The sequence below is a fragment of the Methylobacterium sp. E-066 genome (assembly GCF_022829635.1).
Classification (GTDB): Bacteria; Pseudomonadota; Alphaproteobacteria; order Rhizobiales; family Beijerinckiaceae; genus Methylobacterium.
In genome coordinates this window covers 1-25298 of sequence record NZ_JAKSYO010000172.1, presented here as the reverse complement: position 1 = coordinate 25298, position 25298 = coordinate 1, and the positions used below count along the sequence as shown (strand labels likewise).

20 protein-coding genes, 1 tRNA gene and 1 pseudogene are annotated in these 25298 nt (G+C 68.9%); 10 read left to right on the top strand and 12 right to left on the bottom strand.

Annotated features, from left to right (window positions below):
* Positions 1-1032: an SGNH/GDSL hydrolase family protein gene (locus MKL20_RS23785; RefSeq protein WP_244038738.1), complete on the bottom strand. Its 1032-nt coding sequence runs from the start codon at positions 1030-1032 to the stop codon at positions 1-3.
* Positions 1033-1074: 42 nt separating this feature from the next.
* Positions 1075-2046, bottom strand: coding sequence for a GDP-L-fucose synthase family protein (locus MKL20_RS23780; protein WP_244038737.1), 972 nt, complete (start codon positions 2044-2046; stop codon positions 1075-1077).
* Between the two features lie 273 nt (positions 2047-2319).
* On the opposite strand from MKL20_RS23780, the gene MKL20_RS23775 reads away from it, so the two are divergent.
* The 3 genes from MKL20_RS23775 (at position 2320) to MKL20_RS23765 (ending at position 6470) form a co-directional block, all read left to right on the top strand.
* A complete protein-coding gene (locus tag MKL20_RS23775; protein ID WP_244038736.1) occupies positions 2320-3819 on the top strand; it encodes a hypothetical protein in 1500 nt (499 codons plus the stop codon).
* Between the two features lie 76 nt (positions 3820-3895).
* A complete protein-coding gene (locus MKL20_RS23770; RefSeq protein ID WP_244038735.1) occupies positions 3896-5419 on the top strand; it encodes a phytoene desaturase in 1524 nt (507 codons plus the stop codon).
* Entirely contained in the window at positions 5400-6470 is a 1071-nt protein-coding gene (locus tag MKL20_RS23765) for a phytoene/squalene synthase family protein (protein ID WP_244038734.1), read from the top strand. The genes MKL20_RS23770 and MKL20_RS23765 overlap by 20 nt, the downstream gene beginning before the upstream one ends.
* 305 nt (positions 6471-6775) lie before the next feature.
* Here the strand turns inward: MKL20_RS23765 and hemC are convergent, their stop codons facing one another.
* Positions 6776-7699, bottom strand: coding sequence for a hydroxymethylbilane synthase (gene hemC, locus MKL20_RS23760; protein WP_244038733.1), 924 nt, complete (start codon positions 7697-7699; stop codon positions 6776-6778).
* Between the two features lie 184 nt (positions 7700-7883).
* Here hemC and MKL20_RS23755 point away from each other — a divergent pair, with 184 nt between their 5' ends.
* The 3 genes from MKL20_RS23755 to MKL20_RS23745 all read left to right on the top strand — a co-directional run bounded on the left by MKL20_RS23755 (position 7884) and on the right by MKL20_RS23745 (position 10006).
* Positions 7884-8801, top strand: coding sequence for a metallophosphoesterase (locus MKL20_RS23755; protein ID WP_244038732.1), 918 nt, complete (start codon positions 7884-7886; stop codon positions 8799-8801).
* A 102-nt stretch (positions 8802-8903) separates the two neighbouring features.
* Positions 8904-9458: a TerB family tellurite resistance protein gene (locus tag MKL20_RS23750; protein WP_244038731.1), complete on the top strand. Its 555-nt coding sequence runs from the start codon at positions 8904-8906 to the stop codon at positions 9456-9458.
* 86 nt (positions 9459-9544) lie between these two features.
* A complete protein-coding gene (locus MKL20_RS23745) occupies positions 9545-10006 on the top strand; it encodes an ABC transporter ATPase (protein WP_244038730.1) in 462 nt (153 codons plus the stop codon).
* A gap of 409 nt (positions 10007-10415) precedes the next feature.
* Here MKL20_RS23745 and MKL20_RS23740 read toward each other — a convergent pair whose 3' ends face one another.
* Both MKL20_RS23740 and MKL20_RS23735 read right to left on the bottom strand, forming a co-directional pair.
* Positions 10416-11948, bottom strand: a complete 1533-nt coding sequence (locus MKL20_RS23740) for an acyl-CoA carboxylase subunit beta (protein WP_244038729.1) — start codon at positions 11946-11948, stop codon at positions 10416-10418.
* 158 nt (positions 11949-12106) lie between these two features.
* Positions 12107-12181 (bottom strand) — tRNA-Val (locus MKL20_RS23735).
* Between the two features lie 161 nt (positions 12182-12342).
* Between MKL20_RS23735 and MKL20_RS23730 the strand changes: the two genes are divergently transcribed.
* The gene (locus MKL20_RS23730; protein ID WP_243965581.1) at positions 12343-12684 is read left to right on the top strand and encodes a SelT/SelW/SelH family protein; all 342 of its coding nucleotides are present in this window, start codon (positions 12343-12345) and stop codon (positions 12682-12684) included.
* An 82-nt stretch (positions 12685-12766) separates the two neighbouring features.
* The gene (locus tag MKL20_RS23725) at positions 12767-14956 is read left to right on the top strand and encodes a sensor histidine kinase (protein ID WP_409568196.1); all 2190 of its coding nucleotides are present in this window, start codon (positions 12767-12769) and stop codon (positions 14954-14956) included.
* Positions 14957-15058: 102 nt separating this feature from the next.
* Here the strand turns inward: MKL20_RS23725 and MKL20_RS23720 are convergent, their stop codons facing one another.
* Positions 15059-15301 (bottom strand): hypothetical protein, encoded by a 243-nt coding sequence (locus tag MKL20_RS23720; protein ID WP_244038727.1) that lies wholly within the window; start codon positions 15299-15301, stop codon positions 15059-15061.
* A gap of 423 nt (positions 15302-15724) precedes the next feature.
* Between MKL20_RS23720 and MKL20_RS23715 the strand changes: the two are divergent.
* Positions 15725-15934, top strand: a pseudogene (locus MKL20_RS23715) (type II toxin-antitoxin system ParD family antitoxin); the annotation flags it as partial.
* 350 nt (positions 15935-16284) lie between these two features.
* Positions 16285-16611, top strand: coding sequence for a hypothetical protein (locus MKL20_RS23710; protein WP_244038725.1), 327 nt, complete (start codon positions 16285-16287; stop codon positions 16609-16611).
* A gap of 190 nt (positions 16612-16801) precedes the next feature.
* Here MKL20_RS23710 and MKL20_RS23705 read toward each other — a convergent pair whose 3' ends face one another.
* The 6 genes from MKL20_RS23705 to MKL20_RS23680 are packed head-to-tail and all read right to left on the bottom strand — an operon-like array spanning position 16802 to position 24620.
* Positions 16802-17944, bottom strand: a complete 1143-nt coding sequence (locus tag MKL20_RS23705) for an ABC transporter permease (protein WP_244038724.1) — start codon at positions 17942-17944, stop codon at positions 16802-16804.
* Positions 17941-18957 (bottom strand): ABC transporter permease, encoded by a 1017-nt coding sequence (locus MKL20_RS23700; protein ID WP_244038723.1) that lies wholly within the window; start codon positions 18955-18957, stop codon positions 17941-17943. Before MKL20_RS23700 ends, MKL20_RS23705 begins: the two co-directional genes overlap by 4 nt.
* On the bottom strand, positions 18954-21074 hold the full coding sequence (locus MKL20_RS23695; RefSeq protein WP_409568191.1) for an ABC transporter substrate-binding protein: 2121 nt from the start codon (positions 21072-21074) through the stop codon (positions 18954-18956). The genes MKL20_RS23700 and MKL20_RS23695 overlap by 4 nt, the downstream gene beginning before the upstream one ends.
* Entirely contained in the window at positions 21071-21946 is an 876-nt protein-coding gene (locus MKL20_RS23690) for a hypothetical protein (RefSeq protein ID WP_244038721.1), read from the bottom strand. The genes MKL20_RS23695 and MKL20_RS23690 overlap by 4 nt, the downstream gene beginning before the upstream one ends.
* Positions 21946-23787, bottom strand: a complete 1842-nt coding sequence (locus MKL20_RS23685) for an ABC transporter ATP-binding protein (protein ID WP_244038720.1) — start codon at positions 23785-23787, stop codon at positions 21946-21948. Before MKL20_RS23685 ends, MKL20_RS23690 begins: the two co-directional genes overlap by 1 nt.
* Positions 23784-24620 (bottom strand): polysaccharide deacetylase family protein, encoded by an 837-nt coding sequence (locus MKL20_RS23680; protein WP_244038719.1) that lies wholly within the window; start codon positions 24618-24620, stop codon positions 23784-23786. Before MKL20_RS23680 ends, MKL20_RS23685 begins: the two co-directional genes overlap by 4 nt.
* Between the last annotated feature and the right edge of the window lie 678 nt (positions 24621-25298).

Genomic DNA, 25298 nt, shown 5'->3' with positions numbered 1-25298 from the left:
TTACGCCTCCGCGGGAAGGCCGAGCATCTCCGCGACCTCGTCGGCCAGCCTGTCGGCCATCACCTGGCGGCCCTCCGAGGTGACGTGGACGATGTCGGTGAACAGGAAGCGCGTGTCGGCCTCGAAGATCCGGCTCAAGTCCCGGGTGGTGAACGGCCCCTGCGCCAGGCCATCCGCTTCGAGCCGGCCGAGAACCTGCTCGATCCGGGTGTATTGCCGGTCGAGATATCCCAAAAACTCGCCGGAAGCGGCGTTGTGCTCGTCGCCGACCCGCTCGGTCTTGCGCACGATCGCCGGCTGCAGGAGGAACCGCACCGGCGCGCCGATGCCGCCGGAGAGGCGGGCCAGGCGCTTCAGCGCCAGCTCGAACTGGCGCACCACCTCCCATTCCCAGATGTCCGACTGCCAGTTCGTCAGCGCCCGAAGGTTGTCGAGCCGATTGAAGATCAGCGCCTGCAGGCTGTCGTAGGACAGGTCCTCGGCCTCTTCGTTCGTCTTCATCGTGTTGAAGAAGTAGTCGTACAGGCATTCCTGGGCGAAGTGGTTGTAGGGATAGCCGGCGCGCGGATCGAAGCTCCAGGGCTGGAAGATATCGGTGGCGCCGCCGAGCACGAAGATCACGTCGGGCTGGAGGTCCATCAGCCGGGTCGTGATCAAGGCGATCATCTGGTTCAGGCAGGCCGAGGTCGCGCCGAAATTGTAGACCCGCGCGCCCGCGCCGTGGCGCTGCTTCAACCCGGTCTCCAGGCGGCCCGGAATTGTGTCGGCAAAGACTTGGCCGTCGACCAGCGTGCTGTCGCCGACCACGAAGACGCGCAGCGTCTCGGACGCCGGGCGCGCCTCCGGATGGGCATCGTTCCGGTAGCCGAGTGCGTCGTAGCGCCAGCCCTGTTCCGCCGCTGGGGTCAGCGGCTTGCCGGCGAATTGCGTATAGGGCGCCGGAAAACGGATATTCGAATCGAAATTGTGGAAGTCGCGCAAAAACTTGCGCCGTCGCGCCTGCTCGGCATCGTCAGGGGCCCGCGGGGCCATGCTGGTTCTCCTGCCTGATCGGATGTCGCGCGGTGGACGTGATCAGCCGCGCAGCGTGGCGTGGTTCTCGAGGAACCAGCCATAGGTCTGCCGCAGCCCGTGCTCCAGGCCGATCTCCGGCTGCCAGCCCATGGCGCGCAGCCGCGACACGTCCATCAGCTTGCGCGGCGTGCCGTCCGGCTTGGTCGCGTCGAATTCGAGCCGGCCCTCGTAGCCGATCACCCGGGCCAACGCCTCGGCCAGCTCGCGGATCGTGCAATCCTCGCCGGTGCCGACATTGATATGCGATAGGTCCGGCCGGGTGTTGGCCGAATAGACCGCGTCGTCGAGCTCCATCACGAACACGCTGGCGCGGGCCATGTCATCGACGTGCAGGAACTCGCGCATCGCCCGGCCGGTGCCCCAGACCGTGACGGATGGGCTTCCCGCCTGCTTGGCCTCGTGCAGGCGCCGCATCAGCGCCGGCAGGACGTGCGCGTTCTGCGGGTGGAAGTTGTCGTTGGGGCCGTACAGGTTGGTCGGCATCACGCTGCGGTAGCGCCGCCCGTACTGGCGATTGTAGCTCTCGCACATCTTGATCCCGGCGATCTTGGCGATCGCGTAGGGCTCGTTGGTCGGCTCCAGCAGCCCGGTCAGCAGCGCGTCCTCGCGCATCGGCTGCTCGGCGTGCTTCGGGTAGATGCACGAGGAGCCGAGGAACAGCAGCCGGTCGACATCCGCCACGTGCGCGGCGTGGATGAGGTTCGACTGGATCAGCAGGTTCTCGTGGATGAACTCGGCCGGGTAGGCATTGTTGGCGTGGATGCCGCCGACCTTGGCGGCGGCCAGATAGACCATGTCGATCCGGTTCGCCGCGAAGAAGGCCCGGACTGCGGCTTGGTCGAGCAGGTCGAGGGCCTGCCGGTCCGCCGTGAGGATCCGCCCGTAGCCGAGCTCCCGCAGCCGGCGCACGATCGCCGATCCCACCATGCCCCGGTGGCCCGCAACGAAGATGGTCCTGTCCCGCCCGTCCATCACGCGTCCATTCCCTGCGGCCAGCGCTCGCGTGGCCCCTATACCCCCGGTTCGCGCGGATATCGCTGGGAAAAGGCGCGTTTTCTGAGGCGAATGGAACCTCCGCCGTCCCGCTGCGGGTGATACTGCGTCAGACGCGAAGTGACGATTACCAATACAACCGAAAGTTGGTGTTAAGCATTCTACCAGAAGGTGTGTCTGTACCCGCCTAGCGCCCTCCGGACTTCAGGACCGGGCCGGGATCTGCAGGGCCGCGCAGCAATGGAGTCCCAGATGCGTAACTCGACCGACGTCCCGGCGTTGCCGCGGACATCGCATGCCGTCCTGCGCCGGTCGGTTGGCCGGATCGCGCCGCTCTTGGCCGGTACGCTGCTCGCGATCCCGGTCGTCGCGCCGGCGCAGGCGCAACTTCTGCGTGGAACCCTCGATACAACCTCCGGCGGTATTTTGGGAACCGGTCTCACCGTCGGCACCTCAAGCCCCGGCAACGGCCTCTTGGGCACCGGCCTGAATGTCGGCACGACCAGCGGCGGCCTGCTGGGGACCGGCGTGACCGCCGGCACCACGAACCCCGGCACGGGCCTCCTCGGCACCGGCCTGAATGTCGGCACCACCAGCGGCGGCGTGCTCGGGACCGGAATTCTCATCGGGACCACCGGGCCGGGTGACGGCCTGCTCGGGACCGGGCTGGTCATCGGCACCGCGGGCGGAACGGCCGGGGGCGGTGGCGGCGGAGGCACCGGCGGCGGCGGCACGGGCGGCGGCGGAACTGGTGGCGGTACGGGCGGCGGCGGCACGGGCCAGGGCCTCTACATCATCACCGGCAACGTCACCCAGTCCCAGGGCCAGACCGTCATCGCCGATCTGCGGCTCTCTCAGCTCTCCAGCGCCACCGGAATCGCCGCCAACAACACCAGCGGTCAGGCGGGCCCGATCGCCACCGGCGGCGATGCCCTCGCGGTCGGCTACGGATCGAGTGCGTCCGGCAGCGCCTCGACGGCGGTCGGCACCGGCGCCGCCGCGGCCAATACCGGCAGCGTCGCCATCGGCTATGCGGCGAGCGCGCAGGGGCTCGGCGGCACGGCGGTAGGCACCGCCTCGGCGGCGTCGGGAGCCGGCAGCACGGCGCTCGGCTTCGTCGCCGGGGCCACCGGGACGGGATCCACGGCGATCGGTGCGGCGGCCTCGGCGGCCGGCAACAACAGCGTGGCGCTCGGCAACGGCGCCGCCGCCAACCAGGCGAACACCATCGCGATCGGTGCCAACGTCAAGACGACCCAGGCCAACCAAGTGGCGATCGGCAACGCCGCCAACACCTACACCCTGGCCGGCATCGCCTCCCAGGCGAGCGCTGCGGCCCAGAGCGGCGCGACGAACTTCGTGACCACCGACGCCGCCGGCAACCTCGCCGCCTCGGCCTACGGCCCCTCGACCATCGCGGGCCTCGGCAACCGGATCGATTCGGTCCAATCCCAGGTCAACAACCTGGAGGCCAAGACCGACACGATGCAGCGCTACGCCGTCCAGACCCGCAAGGAAGCCCGCCAGGGTGTCGCCATGGCGATCGCGATGGCCACGGCGCCGATGCCCTCGGCCCCCGGCAAGACCACCTGGGCGACCAACGGCGCGACCTATCGCGGTGAGTGGGCCGGCGGCGTCGCCGTGGCGCATCGGCTGCCGACCTGCTGCGTCCCGATCGCCATCACGGCCGGCGTCGCTTACGCCGGCGACAGCAACCTCGGCGTCCGCGCCGGCTTGGCCGGCGAGTTCTGAGGGCAACCTGCGTCAGCGAGGCCGGACCCGCGTTTCGGCCTTGCGTATGAAAAAATCCCCGGCATAGTGTCAAGTTATGTTGACACTCGCGGTCGAACCGGCGGAACGGCAGAAGACGGATCGACGACCGCACGCGGTCGTCGTCGGCTCGGGCTTCGGCGGCTTGGCCGCCGCGATCCGGCTCGGGGCGCGGGGCTACCGGGTCACCGTGCTGGAGCGGCTGGAGCAGGCGGGCGGTCGCGCCCGGGTCCATCGGCAGGACGGCTTCACCTTCGATGCCGGGCCGACCATCGTCACGGCGCCGCAGCTGTTCGAGGAGCTGTGGCAGCTCGCCGGCCGCCGGCTCTCCGACGATGTCGCCCTGGTGCCGATCGATCCGTTCTACCGGATCCGCTTCGCCGATGGCGAAACCTTCGAGTACAGCGGCGATCCTGAGCGGATGCGCGCCGAGGTGGCGCGGTTCGCTCCCGACGATGTCGCCGGCTATGACCGCTTCATGGCGCACAGCCGCGCCGTCTGCCGGATCGGCTTCGAGCAGCTCGGCCATGTCCCGTTCGGCAGCGTCGGTTCGATGTTGAAGATCGCCCCGGACCTGCTGCGCCTATCCGGCCACCGCTCGGTCCATTCCGTGGTGGCGCGCTTCATCCGCGACGAGCGGCTGCGCACCGTGTTCAGCTTCCACCCGCTGCTGATCGGCGGCAACCCGTTCCGGGCGAGCGCGATCTACTGCCTGATCGCCGATCTCGAGCGGCGCTGGGGCGTCCATTTCGCCATGGGCGGCACGGGCAAGCTGGTCGAGGGACTGGTGCGGCTGATCCGCAGCCAGAACGGGCGGGTGCGGCTCGGCGTCGATGTCGCCCGCATCCGCGTCGAGAACGGGACCGCCACCGGCGTCGAGCTGGCGAGCGGCGAGACGATCGCGGCCGATCTCGTGGTCTCGAACGCCGATTCGGCGGTGACGCATGCGCGGCTGCTGCCGAAACCCCGGCGCTGGAGCCCCGGGCGGCTGAAGCGTGCACGCTCCTCGATGGGGCTGTTCGTCTGGTATTTCGGTACGAAGCGCCGCTACCCGGATGTCGCCCACCACATGATCCTGCTTGGGCCGCGCTATCGCGGGCTGCTGGCCGACATCTTCGACAAGAAGGTGCTGGCCGAGGATGCGAGCCTCTACCTGCACCGGCCGACGGCCACGGATCCGAGCCTCGCGCCGCCGGGCTGCGACGCCTTCTACGTGCTGGCGCCGGTGCCGAACCTGGCTGGCGGCCAGGATTGGCGCGAACTCGCCGAGCCGTATCGACGCCGGATCGCCGCGATGCTCGAATCGAGCGTGCTGCCGGGTCTGTCGGAGGCCATCGTCACCTCGAAGGTGACGACGCCCCAGGAATTCCAGGACGACTTCCAGAGCTACCGGGGATCGGGCTTCGGCCTCGAACCGGTCCTGACCCAATCCGCGTGGTTCCGGCCGCACAACCGGTCGAGCGACGTGCGCAACCTGTACCTGGTGGGAGCCGGCACGCATCCCGGAGCCGGATTGCCCGGCGTGCTCTCCTCCGCCCGTATCCTCGATCTGGTGGTTCCGGATGCCCGTGTTTCCGCCTGAATTCGCCGCGGCTGCCGACCGCACCGCCTGCCGGGTGGCGATCCGCGCCGGCTCGAAGAGCTTTTTCGCCGCCGGACGGCTGTTGCCCGGGGAGGTGCGCGAGGCCGCCTACGGGCTCTACGCCTTCTGCCGCCTATCGGACGATCTGGTCGACGAGGCCGAGAACCCGTCCGACCGGCGCGACGCTGTGGCCCGCCTCGGCACCCGAGTGGCGCTGGCCTATGCCGGCACCCCCGCCGACGCGCCCGCAGACCGGGCCTTCTCGGAGATCGTCGGCACCTACGCGATCCCCGAAGCGCTGCCCTACGCCCTGATCGAGGGTTTTTGCTGGGACGCGGAGGGACGGCTTTACGCCGATATGGCCGCGCTGCACGCCTACGCGGCCCGCGTGGCGGGCTCGGTCGGGGCCATGATGGCGCTGATCATGGGCGCGCGCTCCCCCGACGCGCTCGCCCGCGCCTGCGATCTCGGCGCGGCCATGCAGCTCACCAACATCGCCCGCGATGTCGGTGAGGATGCGAGGATGGGCCGGCTCTACCTGCCGCTCGACTGGATGGTCGCCGCCGGGCTCGACCCGGAGGCGTTCCTCGCCGATCCGCGGCCGAGCTCGGCGTTGGCCGGCGTTGTTGCCAGGCTGCTCGCCGAGGCCGATAGGTTGTACCGGCGGGCCGAGGCCGGGATCGCGGCCCTGCCGGCTCCCTGCCAGCCGGCGATCCGGGCCGCGGCCCTGATCTATGCCGAGATCGGCCGGGTCGTGGCGGCGCAGGGATACGATTCCGTCGGCAGCCGCGCCCGGGTCGGGACCGGACGCAAGCTGGCCCTGATCGCCCGTGCCCTGCGCGCCAGTCCGGCGGTTCCCGGCCTCGCGTCGCCGGCCCTGCCGGAGGTTGCGTTCCTGATCGACGCGGTGATGCGTCACCCGCCCTTGCCCGACCGACGGCTTTCCGTGTTGCGCCCCTGGTGGGACGTGGGCGGCCGGGTCGTGCACGTGCTGGAACTGATCGAGCGGATGCGCGAGCGCGAGGCCTTCGGCCCCTCCGCGCCGTCGTGAGGCCCACCCGCGAGCGACAGCCTGTTCGCGGCCTTCGATATCGGGCTGGTCTTCGCGCTCGCCTTCGGGCTCGGCCTCTGGCAGCTCATCGCCGTCCGCCGCAGCATCCGCCGGGATTGTGCACGGGGTGACGAGCGGGAGTGATTTTGCTTCTGGTCGAGCGGTCTATCCTGAACCGTCATCGCGAGCGCAGCGAAGCGACCCAGGGATACGCCAAGGTCTAAGGTCGCGCGCTGCCCTGGGTTGCTTCGCTGCGCTCGCAATGACGGGGTTGGCCCCGGCAAACCCTCAAGGGGGCGCGCCGCCTATTGCAGGTGGCGCGCGTAGGTCTCCCCCGCCGCCTCCTTCAGCACGGCGCCGGCCTCGCGGCCGATGCGCTCGGCCTCCGTCACGGGGCCTTGCCGAGAGACCGACCAGTGCCGGCTGCCGTCGGGCAGGAACAGCAGACCATCGAGGGTGAGGCTATCGCCGTCGATCTGCGCAAGAGCGGCGATCGGCGTCCGGCAGGAGCCGTCGAGCTCGGCCAGCAGCGCGCGTTCGGCCGCGATCGCCGTCGTGGTGCGGGCGCAGGCGATCGGCGCGAGCAGGTCACGGACTGCGCCATCATCGGCCCGGCACTCGATCCCGAGCGCCCCCTGGGCCACCGCGGGCAGCATCTCGTCCACCGACAGGATGCTGCGGGCCATATCCTGCAGGCCGAGGCGCTGCAGGCCGGCGAGCGCCAGCAGGGTGGCGTCGCATTCGCCGGATTCGAGCTTGCGCATCCGGGTGTTGGCGTTGCCGCGCAGGGGCACGACCTTCAGGTCGGGCCGGGTCATCAGCACCTGCGCGCCCCGCCGCAGCGACGAGGTGCCGACCCGTGCACCGTGCGGAAGGCCCGCCAGCCCGTCCGCATGCGGCGACAGGAACGCGTCGCGTGGGTCGTCGCGCTCCAGGATGCAGGCGATCACCAGGCCGTCCGGCAGCCAGGTCTCCACGTCCTTCATGGAATGGACCGCCACATCGACCTCGTCGGCGAACAGCGCCTGCTCGAGTTCCTTGGTGAACAGGCCCTTGCCGCCGATCTCCGAGAGCGGGCGATCCAGGATCTTGTCGGCCACCGTGGTGACCACCACCAGCTCGGTCTCGAGCCCCGGATTGGCCGCCACGATCTTGTCGCGCACCATCCCGGTCTGTGCGAGCGCCATCGGGCTGCCGCGGGTGCCGATGCGCAGGGGGCGGTTCAACATTGGGGTCCGGACGTTTCTTGCGGCGTTATGCGCCCGTTATAGCCTGCCCGTAGCCGCAGGCCATCGCCGGATGCGGGATTCAGACTCGCTGAAGCGTCTTCGTGTCAGGCTGGGCGCCGCCCCGGTTTCGCCGGACTGCGCGCTTAGCGGCTCGCAGGTCAATTCGAGAGCCCTTGGACGCCCCATGCTGATCGTGCCGAGCCGACGGCAGTTCCTCACCGGACTCGGGGCCGGCGCCGGGCTCGTGGCCGCCACGGGGGTCTACGCCGTCGATGTCGAGCCGCTGCACCGGCTGGTGGTGACCAATTATGCGCCGACTTTGCCGCGCTGGGACCCGGCCCTGCGCCTGCGCGTGGCGGTGCTGGCCGACTTCCACATCTGCGAGCCGTACATGCCGTTCGACCGGGTGGCGGAGATCATCGACGCCACCAATGCGCTCAAGCCCGACTTGGTGCTGATGCTCGGCGACTACCCGGCCGGCAAGATCGCCTGGCGCAAGCTGCCGCTCGAGCAATTCGCCCGGATGGTCGAGGGCCTGAAGGCGCCGCTCGGCACCCACGCGATCCTGGGCAACCACGACTGGTGGGACGATCACGCCGTCCAGCGCTCCCGCCGCGGATCGCCGGCGGTGAAGCACCTGCTGGAGGCCCGCGGCATCCCGGTTATGGAGAACGAGGCGGTCCGGCTGGTGAAGGATGGGCGGCCGTTCTGGCTCGCCGGCCTCGCCGACCAGCAGCCCTACTTCAACAGCTTCGATATCGGCCTCGACGACCTGCCCGCCACCCTCGGCACGATCACCGACGATGCGCCGGTGATCCTGATGGCCCACGAGCCCGACATCTTCGCGGACGTGCCCGATCGGGTCTCGCTAACGCTCGCCGGCCATACCCATGGCGGCCAGATCCGGCTGTTCGGCCACTCGCCCGCGATCCGGCGGGTGCGCGGCCACGATTACGCCTACGGCCATATCATCCAGGACGGGCGCCACCTGATCGTCTCCGGTGGCTTCGGGATGAGCCGGATCCCGGTGCGCTTCGGCGTACCGCCGGAGATTGTTTTGCTGGACCTCGGAATGGCGGAGGCAGGCGCGACGGCCGCCTGACCCGGGGCAATCTTGCCGAGCGCTCGGCAACGACCTGCGTCAAATTGACCCTGCCTCCAGGGCGTGTCGAGATCGCGGCGTCGAATCGTGGGCGAGGCGACGTTGCCGATCCTGATCGCCGTCGTCGGCATCCTAGCCGCCATCGTATTCTGGATCCTTCGGGCACACCGCACGGTCCAGCACCTCAACGACGTCAACCACGACACGAAGGGGCTTCAGCGGCGGGCGAAATCCGTCCTTGAGGACGTGTTCGTCACGTTTCTCGAGCGTGTGCGCGACGTGCACTTGGCCGCCGTGATCCTCATGATCCAGCTCGTGCGCACCGGGAGCCCCGTGACGGCGGGCGAGAAGACGCGCATCCTCGAATTCATGGCGTCGCCCCTCGGGATCACGACGATGTCCGCGATGTTCGAGCGCGCCCGGCGCTACACGCAGGCGCATCAGCCCTTCTCGCAGGTGGCTGACCCGTTGATCCCCCTGCTGCGTGGGCAACTCACTGTCGCCGAGCGCACCGAACTGATCGACATGCTGACGAAGGTCGCTGGCGCCCATTCCGAGCCGAGCGCATTGCAACGCGAGGCCATCGGCCGCCTCAAGGAGCGCCTGCCGACGGAAAACCCGAGCGGTGTCGTGGATCGGCGCCGCGCGTTCGGCTGACAGACGGCAGCGGTGCATCGCGCCCGAACGCCGCGCCCCAACGCCGCGTCCCTCGCGGGGTTCGGTCTTCGCGCTATGTACACGCGATGCGTGCACTTCTTCCCATCGTCACCCTAGCGGTCCTCGCTGCCGGCCCAGGTTCCGCCTGGGCCCAATCCTGCGACACGCTCATCGACCAAGTCACGTCGGAGACGGCCGCGAAGGTGACCGAGCGGCGCAGCGATTACGCCGGCTTTGCCGTCGGTCCCGACATGACCCTGACGCTGGCTTGCGGCACCCCGGATCTGTCCTCGGTCGGCGCGCAGTATCGCGGCGCGAGCCCGCCGGACGCGTATTACGAGACCTTCGGCCGGGCCGGCCATGCGGTGACCGGCATCGATGCCGCGACCATCACGGAGGCCGCGCACCGCGCCCAGGCCGCCGCCGTGCGCCTGCGGCACAGCAATGTCGATCTCGGCGGCGCCCGGATCACCTGCTCGGCAATGGTCTCGCCCGACAAGGGGCCGCTGACCCTGTGCGCCGTGATCGAGCACAGTGACCGGAGCTGAGGCTCACGAGGTTTGGTCGAAGCGGCTTATTGAGGTCTCGACGCGCCCCCTCTCCCGTTCGGCCTAGCGGATTCACAGATCGCGTTCGGACGTTTTGCGCGGCGGCCTGTGCTGCGGCTTCGGCGCAGGGATCCCCTCGCCCCGCTTGCGGGGAGAGGGCTTCGGCGACCTTGTCGTCGCCGGAGCGAGGCGGCAGCCGAGGGTGAGGGGGCGGTTCAGGCCGCGCTCCTCGTTCTAAGCCGCCCCCTCACCGCCGCTCCGGCTTCGCCTGCGCTTCACGCACGGACGACGAGGTCCGTGCGGGCCTCTCCCCGCAAGCGGGGCGAGGGGGACCCGCGCCTCGTCCGGAGATGCGCGGTTTTGTGCGACGTCGTGGTCAGCGATCAAAACCGCCAACTGTATCCCCGCCTCAGAGCGGAATATTGTCGTGCTTCTTCCAGGGCTGCTCCATCTCCTTGGTGCGGAGCATGCCGAGCGCCCGGGCGATCCGGCGGCGGGTCGAGTGCGGCATGATCACCTCGTCGATGTAGCCGCGCTCGGCCGCCACGAAGGGTGAGAGGAACCGGTCCTCGTACTCGCCGGTCCGCGCCGCGATCTTGTCCGGGTCGCCGAGCTCGCTGCGGAAGATGATCTCCACCGCGCCCTTGGCGCCCATCACGGCGATCTGGGCGGTGGGCCAGGCGTAGTTGAGATCGGCGCCCACATGCTTCGAGGCCATCACGTCGTAGGCGCCGCCGAAGGCCTTGCGGGTGATGATCGTGACCAGCGGTACCGTCGCCTGCGAATAGGCGAAGAGCAGCTTGGCGCCGTGCTTGATCAGGCCGCCATATTCCTGCGCCGTGCCCGGCAGAAAGCCCGGCACGTCGACGAAGGTGACGATCGGGATCGCGAAGGCGTCGCAGAAGCGCACGAACCGGGCGGCCTTGCGCGAGGCATCCGAATCCAGCACCCCGGCCAGCACCATCGGCTGGTTGGCGACGAACCCGACGGTGCGGCCCTCGATCCGGCCGAAGCCGGTCATGATGTTGCGGGCGTAGGCCGCCTGAATTTCAAAAAAGTCGCCCTCGTCGACGACGCGGCGGATCAGCTCGCCCATGTCGTAGGGCTTGTTCGGATTGTCGGGGATCAGGGTGTCCAGCGACATGTCGAGCCGGTCGACATCGTCGAAGCTCTCGATCTCCGGAACGCCCTCGATGTTGTTGGCCGGCAGGAAGTCGAGGAGGCGGCGGATCTGCAGGATCGCCTCGACATCGTTCTCGAACGAGCCGTCGGCGATGGAGGACTTGGTGGTGTGGACCTTGGCGCCGCCGAGTTCCTCAGCGGTCACGACCTCGTTGGTAACGGTCTTCACCACGTCCGGGCCGGTCACGAACATGTAGCTCGTGTCGCGGACCATGAAGATGAAGTCGGTCATGGCCGGCGAGTAGACGTCGCCGCCCGCGCAAGGCCCCATGATCACCGAGATCTGCGGGATCACCCCCGAGGCCATGACGTTGCGGCGGAACACCTCGCCGTAGCCGCCGAGCGCCGCGACGCCCTCCTGGATGCGCGCGCCGCCGGCATCGAAGATGCCGATGATCGGGGCGCGCATCTTCAGCGCCATGTCCTGGACCTTCACGATCTTCTGCGCGTGGGCCTCCGAGAGGGAGCCGCCGAACACCGTGAAGTCCTTCGAGAACAGGAAGACGGTGCGGCCGTTGATCGTGCCCCAGCCGGTGACGACGCCGTCGCCGGGGATCTTCTGCTTCTCCATGCCGAAATCGGTGGAGCGGTGCTGCACGAACATGTCGAACTCCTCGAACGACCCGTGGTCGAGGAGGAGTTCGATCCGCTCGCGTGCCGTGAGCTTGCCGCGGTTGTGCTGGGCCTCGACGCGCTTCTCGCCGCCGCCCAGGCGCGCCTGGGCCCGCCGCTCCGCGAGCTTGTCGAGGATGTCCTTCATGGCTGTTCCCGCCCTTACCCTGCTCGTGCCGCCTTGCCCGGTTGAGGCCGGGTCGAAGCTTGTGCGTTCACCGATCACGCGGCCTTAGCACGGGCTTTTCGGGTGGCAAACCGACGCCAATGTCAGACACGTCGGACATTCGGGGGGAGGAAGGAGAATGGTGGACGGTGCAGGGATCGAACCTGCGACCTTTCCCGTGTGAAGGGAACGCACTACCGCTGTGCTAACCGTCCGTGCCGCCGAGGGGCCAAACCCCAGGGGCGGAACCAACGCGGTCGAACACGCCTGGAGCAGGCGGCGACCGGATGCCGGGCCTTCTAGGGCGCGCCGACCCGAAACGTCAAGCACCCCGCATGAGGTTGACAAGCTAGGCGCCGCAATGCGCTGTTGCTCCATGCACGAGAAGCAAGCGGGCGTTCGGCCCGACAGCGACGTGACGGGGGAGGACGGCGTGCGCCCGGCGGGGCCGCGCGTCGCGATCACCTACTGCACGCAGTGCAATTGGCTGCTGCGCTCGGCCTGGATGGCGCAGGAGCTGCTCTCGACCTTCCGGGACGATCTCGGTGAGGTCGCCCTCGTGCCCGCCACCGGCGGCGCCTTCCGCATCGAGATCGCAGGCGTGCTGCTGTGGGAGCGGGTCCGCGACGGCGGCTTCCCCGACGTGAAGGCTCTCAAGCAGAGAGTGCGCGACCACCTCGACCCGGAGCGCGATCTCGGTCATATCGACCGGTCATGAAGCGAGGGAACGGCGAGGAGCCCGCGGGGCACCGCGGGCCGGGGACGGGCGCCGCTTGAGCCCGGAGCAGGAGGCCGAGGGCGTGAACCTCCCGGCAGTCCTTCCCGCGCGCCGGTCGTGGCTGTCGCGCCGGCTGTACCGGTTCGGGCGCAACGGCTTCTCGACCCAGGTCTACCTGATCGCCCTGGTGGTGGCGCTGATCGGCCCGGGGCTGCTGTTCACCAGCATCCTGCTGATGCGCTACGCCTCGGCCGAGCGCGCCCGCTTCGAGCAGGACGCCCGCGAGAACGTGCGCGGCATCGGCCTGTCGCTGGACCGCGACACCGCCGGCCTCGTCTCGGTGCTGCAGACGCTGGCGACCTCGCCGCGGATTCGCCAAGGCGACTTCGAGGCCTTCGACGCGCAGGCCCGCTTGGTCCGCGAGTCGATCGACCTCGACGTGCTGCTCCGGCGGCCGAACGGCCAGGAGGTGGTCAATACCGGCGCGCCCCGCGGCGCGCCGATGCCGATGATGCCGCTGCCGTTCGACCCGGACCTGACCCAGGGCGCCCAGCGGGCGATGGTCAGCGGCTACATCCCGGGCCCGACCCCGAGCGAGGCGACCTACGCGGTCGGCGTCCCCGTGATGGTGGACGGCGAGGTCGCCTACATCCTGAGCTTCACGGTGCCGCTGTCGAGGCTCCAGGGCATCCTGTCCCGGGAGGTCGTGCCAGGCTGGACCACCGGCATCTCGGACCGGAACGGGATCGTCCTCGCGCGACTGCCGGACCCGGATCCGGTGATCGGCAAGCCCCGGCTCGCGAGCCTGCGCCAGGTGCAGACCGCGACGCCGGGCGTCTGGGAGGGCCAGGACCGCCAGCACAAGCCGGTGGTGGTCATCGAGGCGCGCTCGCGCCTTACCGGCTGGATGGTCGCCACCAGCATCCCCCAGGCCCTGGTGGATGCCCGTGTGCGCCGCTGGATCTGGGCGTTCGCGGGCTTCGGCCTGCTGGTGCTCGCCACCTCGTCGGTTCTGGCGGTCAACCTCTGGTCCCGGGTCTCGCGCCCGCTGCGGCTGCTGGCGGCGTCGGGTCCGGCCCTGTCGCGGGGTGAGGCGATCCCCCGGGTGCCGTCGCCGGTCCACGAGATTCAGCGGCTCGGGGCGGTGCTGTCCGACGCGTCCCTGCGGCTGCGGACCCGCGAGGCCGAGCGCGACCGCGCCCTTGCCGACACCCGCCGCGGCCTGACCGCGCTCAGCGAGAGCGAGGCCCGGTTCCGCCACATGGCCGATTCCGCGCCGGCGCTGATCTGGATGACCGACGAGACCGGCGGGGTCAGCTTCGCCAACCTCCATTTCGAGCACATGTTCGGGATCCCGGCAGCGCAGCTCACCAACGAGGGTTGGGAGCGGATCGTCCATCCGGACGATCTCGAAAACTTTCGCACGGCCTTCTCCGAGGCCTTCGACGCGCGCGCGCCGTTCCGCACCGAGGTCCGGGTCATCGACCGGGGCGGGGCCGTGCGCTGGCTGCGCTGCGAGGGCGTGCCGCGCCTCGACGACGACCAGACCTTCCTCGGCTATACCGGCTGCAACATCGACATCACCGACGCGAAGTTCGCCGAGGAGCACCTGCTGCTCCTGATCCACGAGCTGAACCACCGGGTGAAGAACACCCTCGCCACGGTGCAGTCGATCGCCGGCCAGTCCCTGCGCAATCTCGAGGGCCCGGAGGCCGACGCCGCCCGGGCGGCGTTCGAGGCGCGGCTCCTGGCCCTCGCCCGGGTCCACGACGTGCTCACCCGCGAGAGCTGGGAAGGCGCGGAGCTGTCGGCCGTGGTGGCGGACGCGATCCGGCCGCTCGAATCGGGCGATGGGCACGCCTCGCGCTTCGCGGTGATCGGCCCGGCCCTGCGCCTGCCGCCGCGGCTCGCCCTGTCGATCGCCATGGCGCTGCACGAACTCGGCACCAACGCGGTGAAGTACGGCGCGCTCTCTGTCGAGGGCGGCACGGTCGAGATCTCCTGGACGGTGCGGCGCGAGGCGGAGATCCGCCTGTACCTGCGCTGGGCCGAGCGCGGCGGCCCGCCGGTGAAGAAGCCGACCCGCACCGGCTTCGGCTCCCGCTTGATCGAGCGCAGCCTCGCCCGCGAGCTCGCCGGCGAGGTGACGCTGACCTACGAGGAGACCGGCGTGATCTGCACGATCGACGCGCCGGTCCCGCCGCCGGGGCTGCTGGAGCGCAAGAGCGCCGTGGCGCCCGCACGGATCGCGCCGCTGCCGTTGGCGGGGTAGGGACGGGGGATTGTTTGCCAGCTGCACATACGTGTTGCGGCTGGACCTCTCGATTCTGTTGTGCTGCCACTTAGAGACAGCCCCGAATACCCGTGCCGTCGCTCAGCGCCGATCGAAGCGTCGGGCGCTCTGCGCGTCCCGTTGAGCATTAACGTACGCGTTTTCTTCGCGTCGAGCGCGGTCTTTGTCCCGTTGCGCCTGCTCGCGGGCGAGCTCGAGCTGCTGCCGTTGGCTGGACTCGATGTCTTTCAAAACATTGAGTTCGCGTTGCCTCTCGAAATCGTTGGCCAGAACGGGAACGACAGTTGAACCGAAAACGAGAGCGCCGCAGATAAAAGCACGCATGTTTACCCTCCTCATCAAAACAAGCTGCATCGCGCTGTCAGCATAGCGACGACGCCATAAGACCGCTGACTTTGTTTTGGTGCGGCAACCGCTCTGATCTCATCAGATCCTTTGTATTTTCGGACACGCGGCATGAACATATTCTGAGTGGTCTGGTTCTGCTCGCGTTCAGATCGAACGATGCGTCCTATTGTATTTCATGCCCCGCATCGCCGTAAGCACAAGAAGATGCAGAGCCAACGCCGAAACCGCCTGAAAAATTTCTGATGATTATACGATGGTAAAAGATAATAAGAATATATCAGCTTCTGCTGCCAATGTCGACGGAGCGCAACAATAATTACTAGGTGATAACGAACTATAACGCCGTATCGACTGGAGAGATGAGCGAGATACCGGACACTTCACCCTCTCGGTGATCACTTTACACAATTTATAAATCGGCAGGTCGACAGTGTGCGTTACAGTTTTACGACCGACCTAGTGGGTGCAGGCCATAGCTTGCTTGAAAGGCGTGATGCCAAGCTCGAAGTGCCGCGATCCTCGCTGATCGAGAGCGAGGCTGCCTACGACGTCCGAGATTTCAACGGGGCGGCGTTCCTCGCTTGGATGGGCCAGCCCACCGGACGGTAGTCCGCGTCGACCACTAAGGCGTCGAACTCGGCCTCCGCCGATATAAAGGCGACTTTGTCGATATTTTCGGCTTTCCCGATATTAACCGAAGTCTTAATGTCGAATTATGTTGTGCATATATTACCGACTATATAATAATTGCATAATTTGTCTATAAAATTTTTGCCGTAAAATACCGTAACCGCCACTGACGATTCACGGCTTTGATTGCGGGAGTAGGCGAATCAAAATCAAGCTCATATCTTCTAAGGCGAACGACGTTCACCGAGTGGCATCGATGCTATCTGAATTCCTTATTCTGGCCGCGATCGTTTCAAGTTCGCTTGGCTCGGCAGCGCCCAATCGCACCTTTGATCCTCAACGTCTTACCGTGGTGCAGGCTGATCCCGTGGAACATCATAGCGAAGGCGTGGGTGGGGCCGGTCAGCCAGGCCAGCCCGGTCAACCCGGACAGCCGGGTCACTTCGGGAAAGGCGGTGCGGGAGGCGCTGGCGGAGCCGGGGGTGGACCCGGTCAGCCGGGCCAGCCCGGTCAACCCGGACAGCCCGGCCGCTTCGGAAAAGGCGGGGCCGGGGGCGCAGGCGATGCCGGAGGTGCAGGCGGTGCTGGAGGTGCAGGTGGTGCCGGAGGTGCGGGGGGGGCCGGTGGCAGCGCTAACCGCTAGCGCGATGCGTTGATCGAAGAACGACTCATCTCTTATCGCCCGCTATTGATGACCGATGAGAGATTACAGTTGTTCGGAGATCAAAGAGCGGACAAAGCCTTTTTGAGGCTCCGCTCTCGTGACTGCCTGGAGAGCTGCTGCCCTTTCGAACGTCAGTCTTGGTTGCGCAGGCATCTCGATGCCGGTCTGCGGCCCGAACACCGTCAATGATACGGATCCGCCGCGTCCCGCAAACCGTCGCCCATAAAGTTGAAGGCCAGGACCGTCACCAGGACCGGCAGCACCGGCAGCAGCAGCCAGGGATAGAGCTGCACCGCCGCCAGATTCTGCGCCTCGTTGAGCAGCACGCCCCAGCTCGTCACCGGCGGGCGCAGGCCCAGGCCTAGGAAGGAGAGGGCGGTCTCACCCAGGATCATGGTCGGGATCGACAGGGTCGCCGAGGCGATCAGGTGGCTCATGAAGTTCGGGATCAGGTGGCGGCCGATGACGCGCGCCGGCGAGGCGCCCATCAGCTCGGCGGCCTGGACGAAATCCTCCTCGCGCAAGGCCAAGAGCTTGCCGCGCACCGCCCGGGCGAGGCCCGGCCAGTCGAGCAGGCCGAGGATCACGGTAATGCCGAGGAAGACGAGCAGCGGGCTCCAGTTCGGCGGCAGGGCCGCCGACAGGGCGAGCCAGAGCGGCAGTTCGGGCAGGGAGCGCACCACCTCGATCAGGCGCTGCACCCCGGCATCGACGATCCCGCCGAAATAGCCCGCGATCCCGCCGAACAGCATGCCCAACGTGAAGGAGATCGCCACGCCGACGAGCCCGATGGTGAGCGAGATCCGCGCCCCGTAGATCATGCGGGAGAACAGGTCGCGCCCGAGCCGGTCGGTGCCGAGCAGGAACAGGGTGCCGTTCTCCGGCGGGCAGACGAGGTGCAGGTCGGTGTGGATCAGCCCGAGCCAGTCGTAGCCGTCGCCGCGGCACAGGAAGCGCAGCGGCTGCGGCTGGCCGGCATCGACTACGTAGTCCCGCCGGAAGGTATCGAGATCGAGATGGGCCCGGTAGGGATAGACGAACGGGCCGACGAAGCGGCCGTCGTGGAACAGGTGTACGCCCTGCGGCGGCGCGTGCAGGAAGTCGCCGTTGCGCCGCGCCTGGCCGTAGGGTGCCAGCATCTCGACGAACGGCACCGTCGCGTAGAGCGCCAGCAGGATCAGCGCCGAGGCGACGGCGATCCGGTGGCGCAGGAATTTTCGGAGGATCAGCCGCCAGGCCGAGGCGCTGCCGGCCGGGCTCTCGCCGAGCGCCTGCGGCTCGAACGGCGCCGGATCGACGAAGTGGGCGCCAAGCGGGCCGGTCACCGCGCACCCATGCGGATGCGCGGATCGAGCCAGACCAAGATCAGGTCGGAGATCAGCATGCCGACCAGCGTGAGGCCGGCGACGAACATCAGGATGAACCCGGCCATGAACTGGTCCTGGCTGCGCAGGGCGTCCAGCAGCAGCGGCCCCACGGTCGGCAAACTCAGCACCAGCGAGACCAGCACCGAGCCCGAGACCAAGTGCGGCAGCAGGTTGCCGATATCGGCCACGAACGGGTTCAGCGACATCCGGAACGGGTATTTCAGGAGCGCCCGCATCGGCGGCAGGCCCTTGGCGCGGGCGGTGACCGTGTAGGGCTTGGCCAGCTCGTCGAGGAGGTTCGCCCGCATCCGCCGGATCATCGCGGCGGTGCCGCCGAGCCCGATCACCAGGGTCGGCACCACGAGATGCGCCAGCAGCGAGCGGATCTTGGGCCAGTCCCAGGGCTGGTTGGTCAGCGCCGAATCGTAGAGGCCGCCGATCGACAGGTCGAACCAGCGGTTGGCGTAGAAGAGCAGGATCAGCGCCAGCAGGAAGCCGGGCACGGCCAGGCCGACATAGCCGAGCAGGGTCACCACCGCGTCCCCGACCGTGTGCCGGTGGGTCGCCGAATAGATCGCCGCCGGGATCGCCACCACGTGGACGAAGACCACCGCGGTCAGGTTGATCAGCAGGGTCAGCCACAGGGCGTCGCCGACGACATCGGCCACCGGCTTGTCATACTCGAACGACCAGCCCCAGTCGCCCTGGAGCAGGCCGGAGAACCCGACCGGGCCGGGCATGAGGCCGATCCACATCAGGTATTGCTGCCAGACCGGCCGGTCGAGCCCGTATTGGCGGATCAGCAATTCGGCCTTGGCCACCGAGCCCGCCTCGCCGGTGGCGCGCAGCTCCATGATCCGGTTGGTCAGGTAGTCGCCCGGCGGCAGCTTGATGATGAAGAACACCAAAGCCGAGATGACGAGCAGCGTCAGCGCCATGGTGACGACGCGGCGAAGGACGGGAACGATCACCTTGCCTCCGCGCGCGTGTCGGCGGCCTTGTCCCAGAAGACCTCGTCGAGGCGCTGCACGCCGATGAGGGCCGTGGGATCCCAGGAATACAGGGCGCGCTTGGGCAGGTTGACGAGGCGATCGGCCCCGACCACCGGCTGGAGCGCGCCTGCCACCGTGCCGATCACCCAGGTGTTCTGCGCGTGGTTCATCAGCATCTCGCGCCAGATCGCGGCCTGTCTCTCGGCGTCGTCGGTGTGGCGCCACTGGCGGTCGAGGTCGAGGAGATGCTGCACCTCCGGGATGTCGCAGGCCTCGCCGGACTTGCCGCGGCTCTCGACATGGGCGCTCCAGAGCGGCCAGGCATAGTGCTCGGGCTGGGCCGGGCTCAGCTCGGTGGGCGGCATGATCGCGGTCGGCACCGCGAGGTCGAGGCCCTGGGCCGCGACCATCACGGTCATGCCGCCGATCGAGCGGCGGTGCAGGTTGGTGCGCTCCTGCGGCTTGGTCACCAGGCGGATGCCGACCTCGCGCCAGAACTCGGTGATGAGCAGGAGCGCGTCGAGCACCATCTCGGCCTCGCCGTCGCTGTCGACCACCAATTCCATGGCCCGGCCGTCCGGCATCAGCCGGATGCCGGAGCCGTCGCGGCGGGTCAGCCCGATGGAATCGAGGAGGCGCGAGGCCTCGGCCGGGTCGTATCCGGCGTGGAGCGTGCGCAATTCGGGCGAATAGAGCGGGCTGTCGGACACGATCGTGTCGTTGCCCTCGGTGCCCAGCCCGAACAGCAGCGTGTTGTTGAGGGTGCGCCGGTCGATGGCGAGCGACAGGGCCTGGCGGTAGCGCACGTCCCGGTTCAGCGCCCGCCAACCGGCATCCTGGGTGGTCAGGTTCGGATAGAGGGCGATCTCCGAGCCCCTTGCCACCGGCCACAGGTTGGTGCGGTAGCGATGCGCCTTTTCGCCCTCCTTGAGGCTCGGGATGTCGGGCATCGACAGGCCGCGGAACATCAGGTCGGCCTCGCCGGCATTGGTCTTGGCGACGAGCAGCCCCTGCGAGGCGACGTCCATCACGATGGAATCGACGTAGGGCAGCTGCGTGCCGGCGGTGTCGACCCGGTGGTAGCTGCGGTTGCGCTCGAACCGGAACCGCGTCGCCGGCGACCGGGTCTTCGGCACCCAGCCCTGGAGGGTCGGGCAGTCCGGGTTGTTCAGCTCGTAATTGTCGTCCAGGCGGTTGTGCAGGGCCGCCCAGCCGCGCAGCTTCAGCGCCTTGGCCTTCGCATCCGCCGCCTCCTTGCCGAGATAGCGGGCATGGACGGTCTTGAGGTAATGCGCCGGGCGGTAGATCAGCGGGTCCCGGGGGGCGGCCAGCGCCGGCAAGAACATCGGGTTCGGCCGGTCCCAGCTGTAGCGGATCGTCTCCGGGTCGAGGAACTCGACCTTGGGGAGCTTGCCGTCGACGAGGAAGAACGCCGGCGGCCCCTCGGGGCTGAGGGCCTTCTCGTTGGCGACGTCCTCCCAGTAATAGCGAAAGTCCTCGCTGGTGAACGGGTGCCCGTCCGACCAGCGGTGGCCCTGGCGCAGGGTGAAGGTGAAGACCCCGCTTTCGACATCGACCCGCTCCAGCAGGTCCGGCCGCAGCTGCAGATCAGCATCGTAACCGACCAGCCGCGTGTAGCCGTAGACCGAGAGGTAGCGGACGTCCCGGGCCTTGGCGATCAGCGTCCGGATCGTCCCGCCGGCGGTTCCGGTGCGCCGGCCGCGGGCGGCGAGGTCGATCACGAAGGGTTTTTCGGGCGGGGCGGGGGCGTCGGTGGGAGGCGTGTCGGCGAGGGCCTTGCGCGGGCGGACGAGCAGGGCGGCGGCACCGAGGCCGGCGATCAGGGCCCGGCGGGAGACGCCGCTTCGGCTTCCTTCCTCACCACGGTCGAACATCGTTTCGCGCGGGTCGCCACGTGCCCCCTCTCCCGTGCGGGAGAGGGTTGGGGTGAGGGACCAGGGCTTTCCGGACAAGCCGCAGCCCTCACCCTGTCCCTCTCCCGCACGGGAGAGGGGACCCGCGCCTCGTTCGGACACGTTGGCGTCCAGCCGCTCCCAGAGCGCGGCAGGCGAGCCGCGGGTCTCGATATCGCTCACGACCCGCCCCCCGCAGGATGCAGCGCCACATAGGTCAGCCGCGCCGGCGAATACCCCGTGGCGCGGTGGAGATCGTCGAAGGCGTGCGCCCGGGCGATCAGCCCGGCGGCCTGCCGCACCAGCGCGTCGTCGGCCGGTTGCTCGAAGTGGCGGCCGTTGCGGGTCCAGCGGATCGGCTCCGGGCTGTGCGCGGGGCCGGTGATCATCGCGATGGTCGGGTGCGCCGGGCCGCCATGGGCGTGGATCCGGTGGCCGGCGGCGTCGTCGTCGAACAGCAGCCGGCTCAGGCCGCGGGCGTGGGCCTCCACCACCCGGCGCCCCTGGGCGACGTGATCGTCGAAGAACGCCACCGTCCTGGCCGGGTCGAGGCCGGACCAGTCGGCTTTGGACCAGTCGTCGGTGCTGTAGCGCGCCTGGGGGTCGCGGTAGTGCAGGCCGGACAGGTCCGGATCGTGGCAGAAGATCTTGGCCGAGGGCCGCGCCATGCGGATCACCCAGGTGGTGAGCCCGCGGAACACGCCAGATTCGATCACGAAATCCGGCTTCAGCGCCCGCATCAGGACGTAGAGCTGGAGCGCGCCGTTGAACCCGCTGCCGCCCCTTCGCTGCCGGACCGGGGCGGTCGGGATCAGCGCCCAGAACGCCCGGACGCTGTCGAGAAGATCGCCGTCCGGCACGAGGCCGGAGGCGGCAAAATCCCGCTCCAGGATCGCGGCGGCGGATTCCAGCAGGGTGGCGACTTCCCGCGGCGAGGTCGGGCGGTGGCTCCAGTCGGGAGCGGCCGGCACGAGGTCGTAGCCCAGGCGGTCGAACAGGGGCGACAGCACCTTCCGGCGCAGGCGTTCCAGCATCACGGGCGGACGCGGCTGCATCAGGCGGCCTCCGCGTCCTGCGCGGTGGAGAACCGGACCCGGTGGCCCGGCTCGATCGCCCGCATCGCGCCGGCCTCGTCGGGGCCGAGCAGGTAGGGCGCTTCCCAGCGGGTCGGGTCGTTCTGGTCGCCGGTGATGGCGGCGAAATCGAGCGGGTGGTCGAGGCTCGGGTCCGGCACGGCGGCGAGCAACGCCCGCGTGTAGGGATGGACCGGGTGGCGGAACAGGGCGGCGCGGGGCGCCTCCTCGACGATCCGGCCCCGGCACATCACGCTGATCGTATCCGCCATGTAGTCGATCACTGCCAGGTTGTGGGAGACGATGAGGTAGGACAGGCCGAGGGCCGCCTGCAAATCCTTGAGCAGGTTCAGGATCTGCGCCTGGACCGAGACGTCGAGCGCCGAGACCGGCTCGTCCAGCACCAGCAGGCGCGGGCGCGGCGCCAGGGCCCGGGCGATGCCGATCCGCTGGCGCTGCCCGCCCGAGAAGGCGTGCGGGTAGCGGCCGAGGCCGCTCGCCTCCAGCCCGACCATGGCCATCAGCTCCCGGCAGCGCGCACGCCGCTCGGCAACGGGAACGCCGTGGATCTCCATGGGCTCGGACAGGATCTGGCGCACGGTCATGCGCGGATCGAGGGAGGCGTAAGGATCCTGAAAGACGAACTGGACCGTGCGCCGATAGGCGAACAGGGCGTCGCCCGAAAGGCCATGGACGTCCCGCGGACCGCTGCCGTCGTCGAACAGGATTGTTCCGGAATCGGGGGCCAGCGCCCGCATGATCATCTTCGAGACCGTGGTCTTGCCGGAGCCGGATTCGCCGACCAGCCCCAGGGTCTCCCCGGCCGCGAGGCTCAGCGACAGGTCGGAGACGGCGTGGACCATCCGGGGCTTCTGCCAGAAACGGCCGGACCGCAGGGTGTAGCTCTTGCTGACATTCTCGACCTGGAGCAGGGGCCCCGCGAGCTTCGCCAGCGGCTGGACCGGCGGGATCTCGGCGCGCGCCGGGCGGATCGGGGTGAGGCGCTCGCCGGGCGCCATGTCGAACCGCGGCACCGCGTGGAGCAGCGCCTTCAGATAGGCGTGGCCGGGGGCTCGCATGACGGTGTCGCGGGGGCCGGCCTCCACCAGGCGCCCCCGGTAAAGCACTGCGACATCGTGGGCGATGTTGGCGACCACCCCGAGATCGTGGGTGATCAGCAGGATCGCCATGCCGGTCTCGTCCTGGAGCCGGGCCAGCAGGGCGAGGATCTGGGCCTGGGTGGTGACATCCAAGGCCGTGGTCGGCTCGTCGGCGACCAGCAGGGCGGGTTTCAGGATCAGCGCCATGGCGATCATGGCGCGCTGGCGCAGGCCGCCGGAGAGCTCGAACGGGTAGGTCTTGAGGGCGCGCTTCGGGTCCGGGAACCCGACCCGGGCCAGGGCCTCCTGGGTGCGGGCATCGGCCTCCTTCCGGTCGGCGCCGGTATGGATGCGCAGGGCTTCGCCGATCTGATCGCCGACCGTGTGGAGCGGCGACAGGCAGGTCATCGGCTCCTGGAAGATCATCGCGATCCGCTGGCCGCGGATCGCCCGCATGGCCGCCCCCTCGGTGTCGAGCCGGGCGATGTCGGTCTCGTCCGAGGTATCGCGGAACAGGATCTTTCCGCGTGTGATCGACGCGGAGGCCGGCAGGATGCCCATGATCGCCTGGGCGGTGACCGACTTGCCCGAGCCGGATTCACCGACCAGCGCCAGGGTCTGCCCGCGCATCACGTCCAGCGACAGGCCGTGCAGCGCCTCGAACGGTCCGGTTTCCGTGCGGAACGCGACCGCGAGGTCGCGGATGGACAGAAGCGGGCTCAACCTTTCCTCGCAGCGACCGAGCGCTGAAGAGTAGATCCGGCCGCGCCGGTTTCCACTGCGGCGCCGCTGAATAGGCTTCGCGGATCCAAACATGTCACGGCCGGATGTCCGCAGCATGTCTCCAGCAGATCGGCGACGAAGGCCCAGAGCGCGGCATCATGGGTGAGATGGTGGGTCAGCAGGCCGTTGGGCCGTGCCGGATCGCGGGTGATGCCGGCAGCGAGGTTTTGGAGCAGCGCGTCGGGATCGCGCAGCGAGCGGGTACCGCGCCAGTCGATCGGATCCAGTGTTGCGTCCAGCCGATCGAGCCCGGGAATCGCCGGTCCGGGCACGGCCGACAGCCCGCGATAGCCCAGACCGGGCAAGGCGGCGGCGAGGTCCGGCGCCAGCCGGTTCCACGGGGGCACGAAGACCGGCAGCAGCATGGCCTCCGGCAGCCGCTCCCGTGCGATCCGCAACCCGGCGGCGGCCTCCGCCACCAGCGTGTCGAGAGGGCGATGGGCGCCGAACTCCGCAGGTTTTTCGCAGGGTGGAGCGTGGTTGTGGTGGGCCAAGCCGTGGACGGCGACGCTGACAGTGTTTTTTGCCGCGGCCAGCCGCTGTCCGAGCGACGGTTCGATCCGGTCCGGGATGGCGGCGAGCAGGAGGGGGATGGCATGGGCCTCGGCCAGATCGATCAGCCGATCGAGGGCAGGGGAGGCCGCCACGGCATCGTCGTCCCGCCACCAGAACGGCACGCGCTGGCCGCGCGCGGCCACTTCGTCCAGGGTTTTTCGGAGTGTCGTGAAGCCGGGGCTGTCGCGGTTGTCGGTTTCACCTGCGGATCGAGACACCCGCGCGCTCTCCCTCCCCCCTCTGCGGGCTACGATATTCACACATCGGCTTGCGAAAGCCGCCACGCGCCCCCTCTCCCGTGCGGGAGAGGGTTGGGGTGAGGGACCAGGTCTTTCCGGAGAGGTCGCATCCCTCACCCTGTCCCTCTCCCGCACGGGAGAGGGGACCCGCGCCACATTCGGGGATGTGTGAATCCGATAGCCTCTGCGGGGGAGGGTACCCGGCGCAGCACGGGAGGAGAGGGGAGCGCCCTGTCCGGAGAGGTGACGACGGGCGCCGAAACCCGCACCGTCGCGCTGCCCCTCTCCCGACCCCCTTCGGGGGCCACCCTCCCCCGCAGAGGGGGGAGGGAAGGGCGCGTGTGGGCGACCGGTGCTTTGATCCGCAACGGCGGCAAGGCCCACGGACCGGCCCGTGCCGGTTGCGACGCGCCCCCTCTCCCGTGCGGGAGAGGGTTGGGGTGAGGGATCGGGGTCTTCCGGAAAGGTCGCACCCCTCACCCTGTCCCTCTCCCGCACGGGAGAGGGGACCAGCGCCGCATCCGGCAGCGTCCGATCCGCCGGGAAGACCTGAGCGCTGCAACCAATCAAAATATCCTCGACGATCCCGACCGTCCGCCTCGCCCCGCCGAGATCGATCCCGTGCGGCTCGGGCGGCGTTGCGCCGAGCTGGGCGGC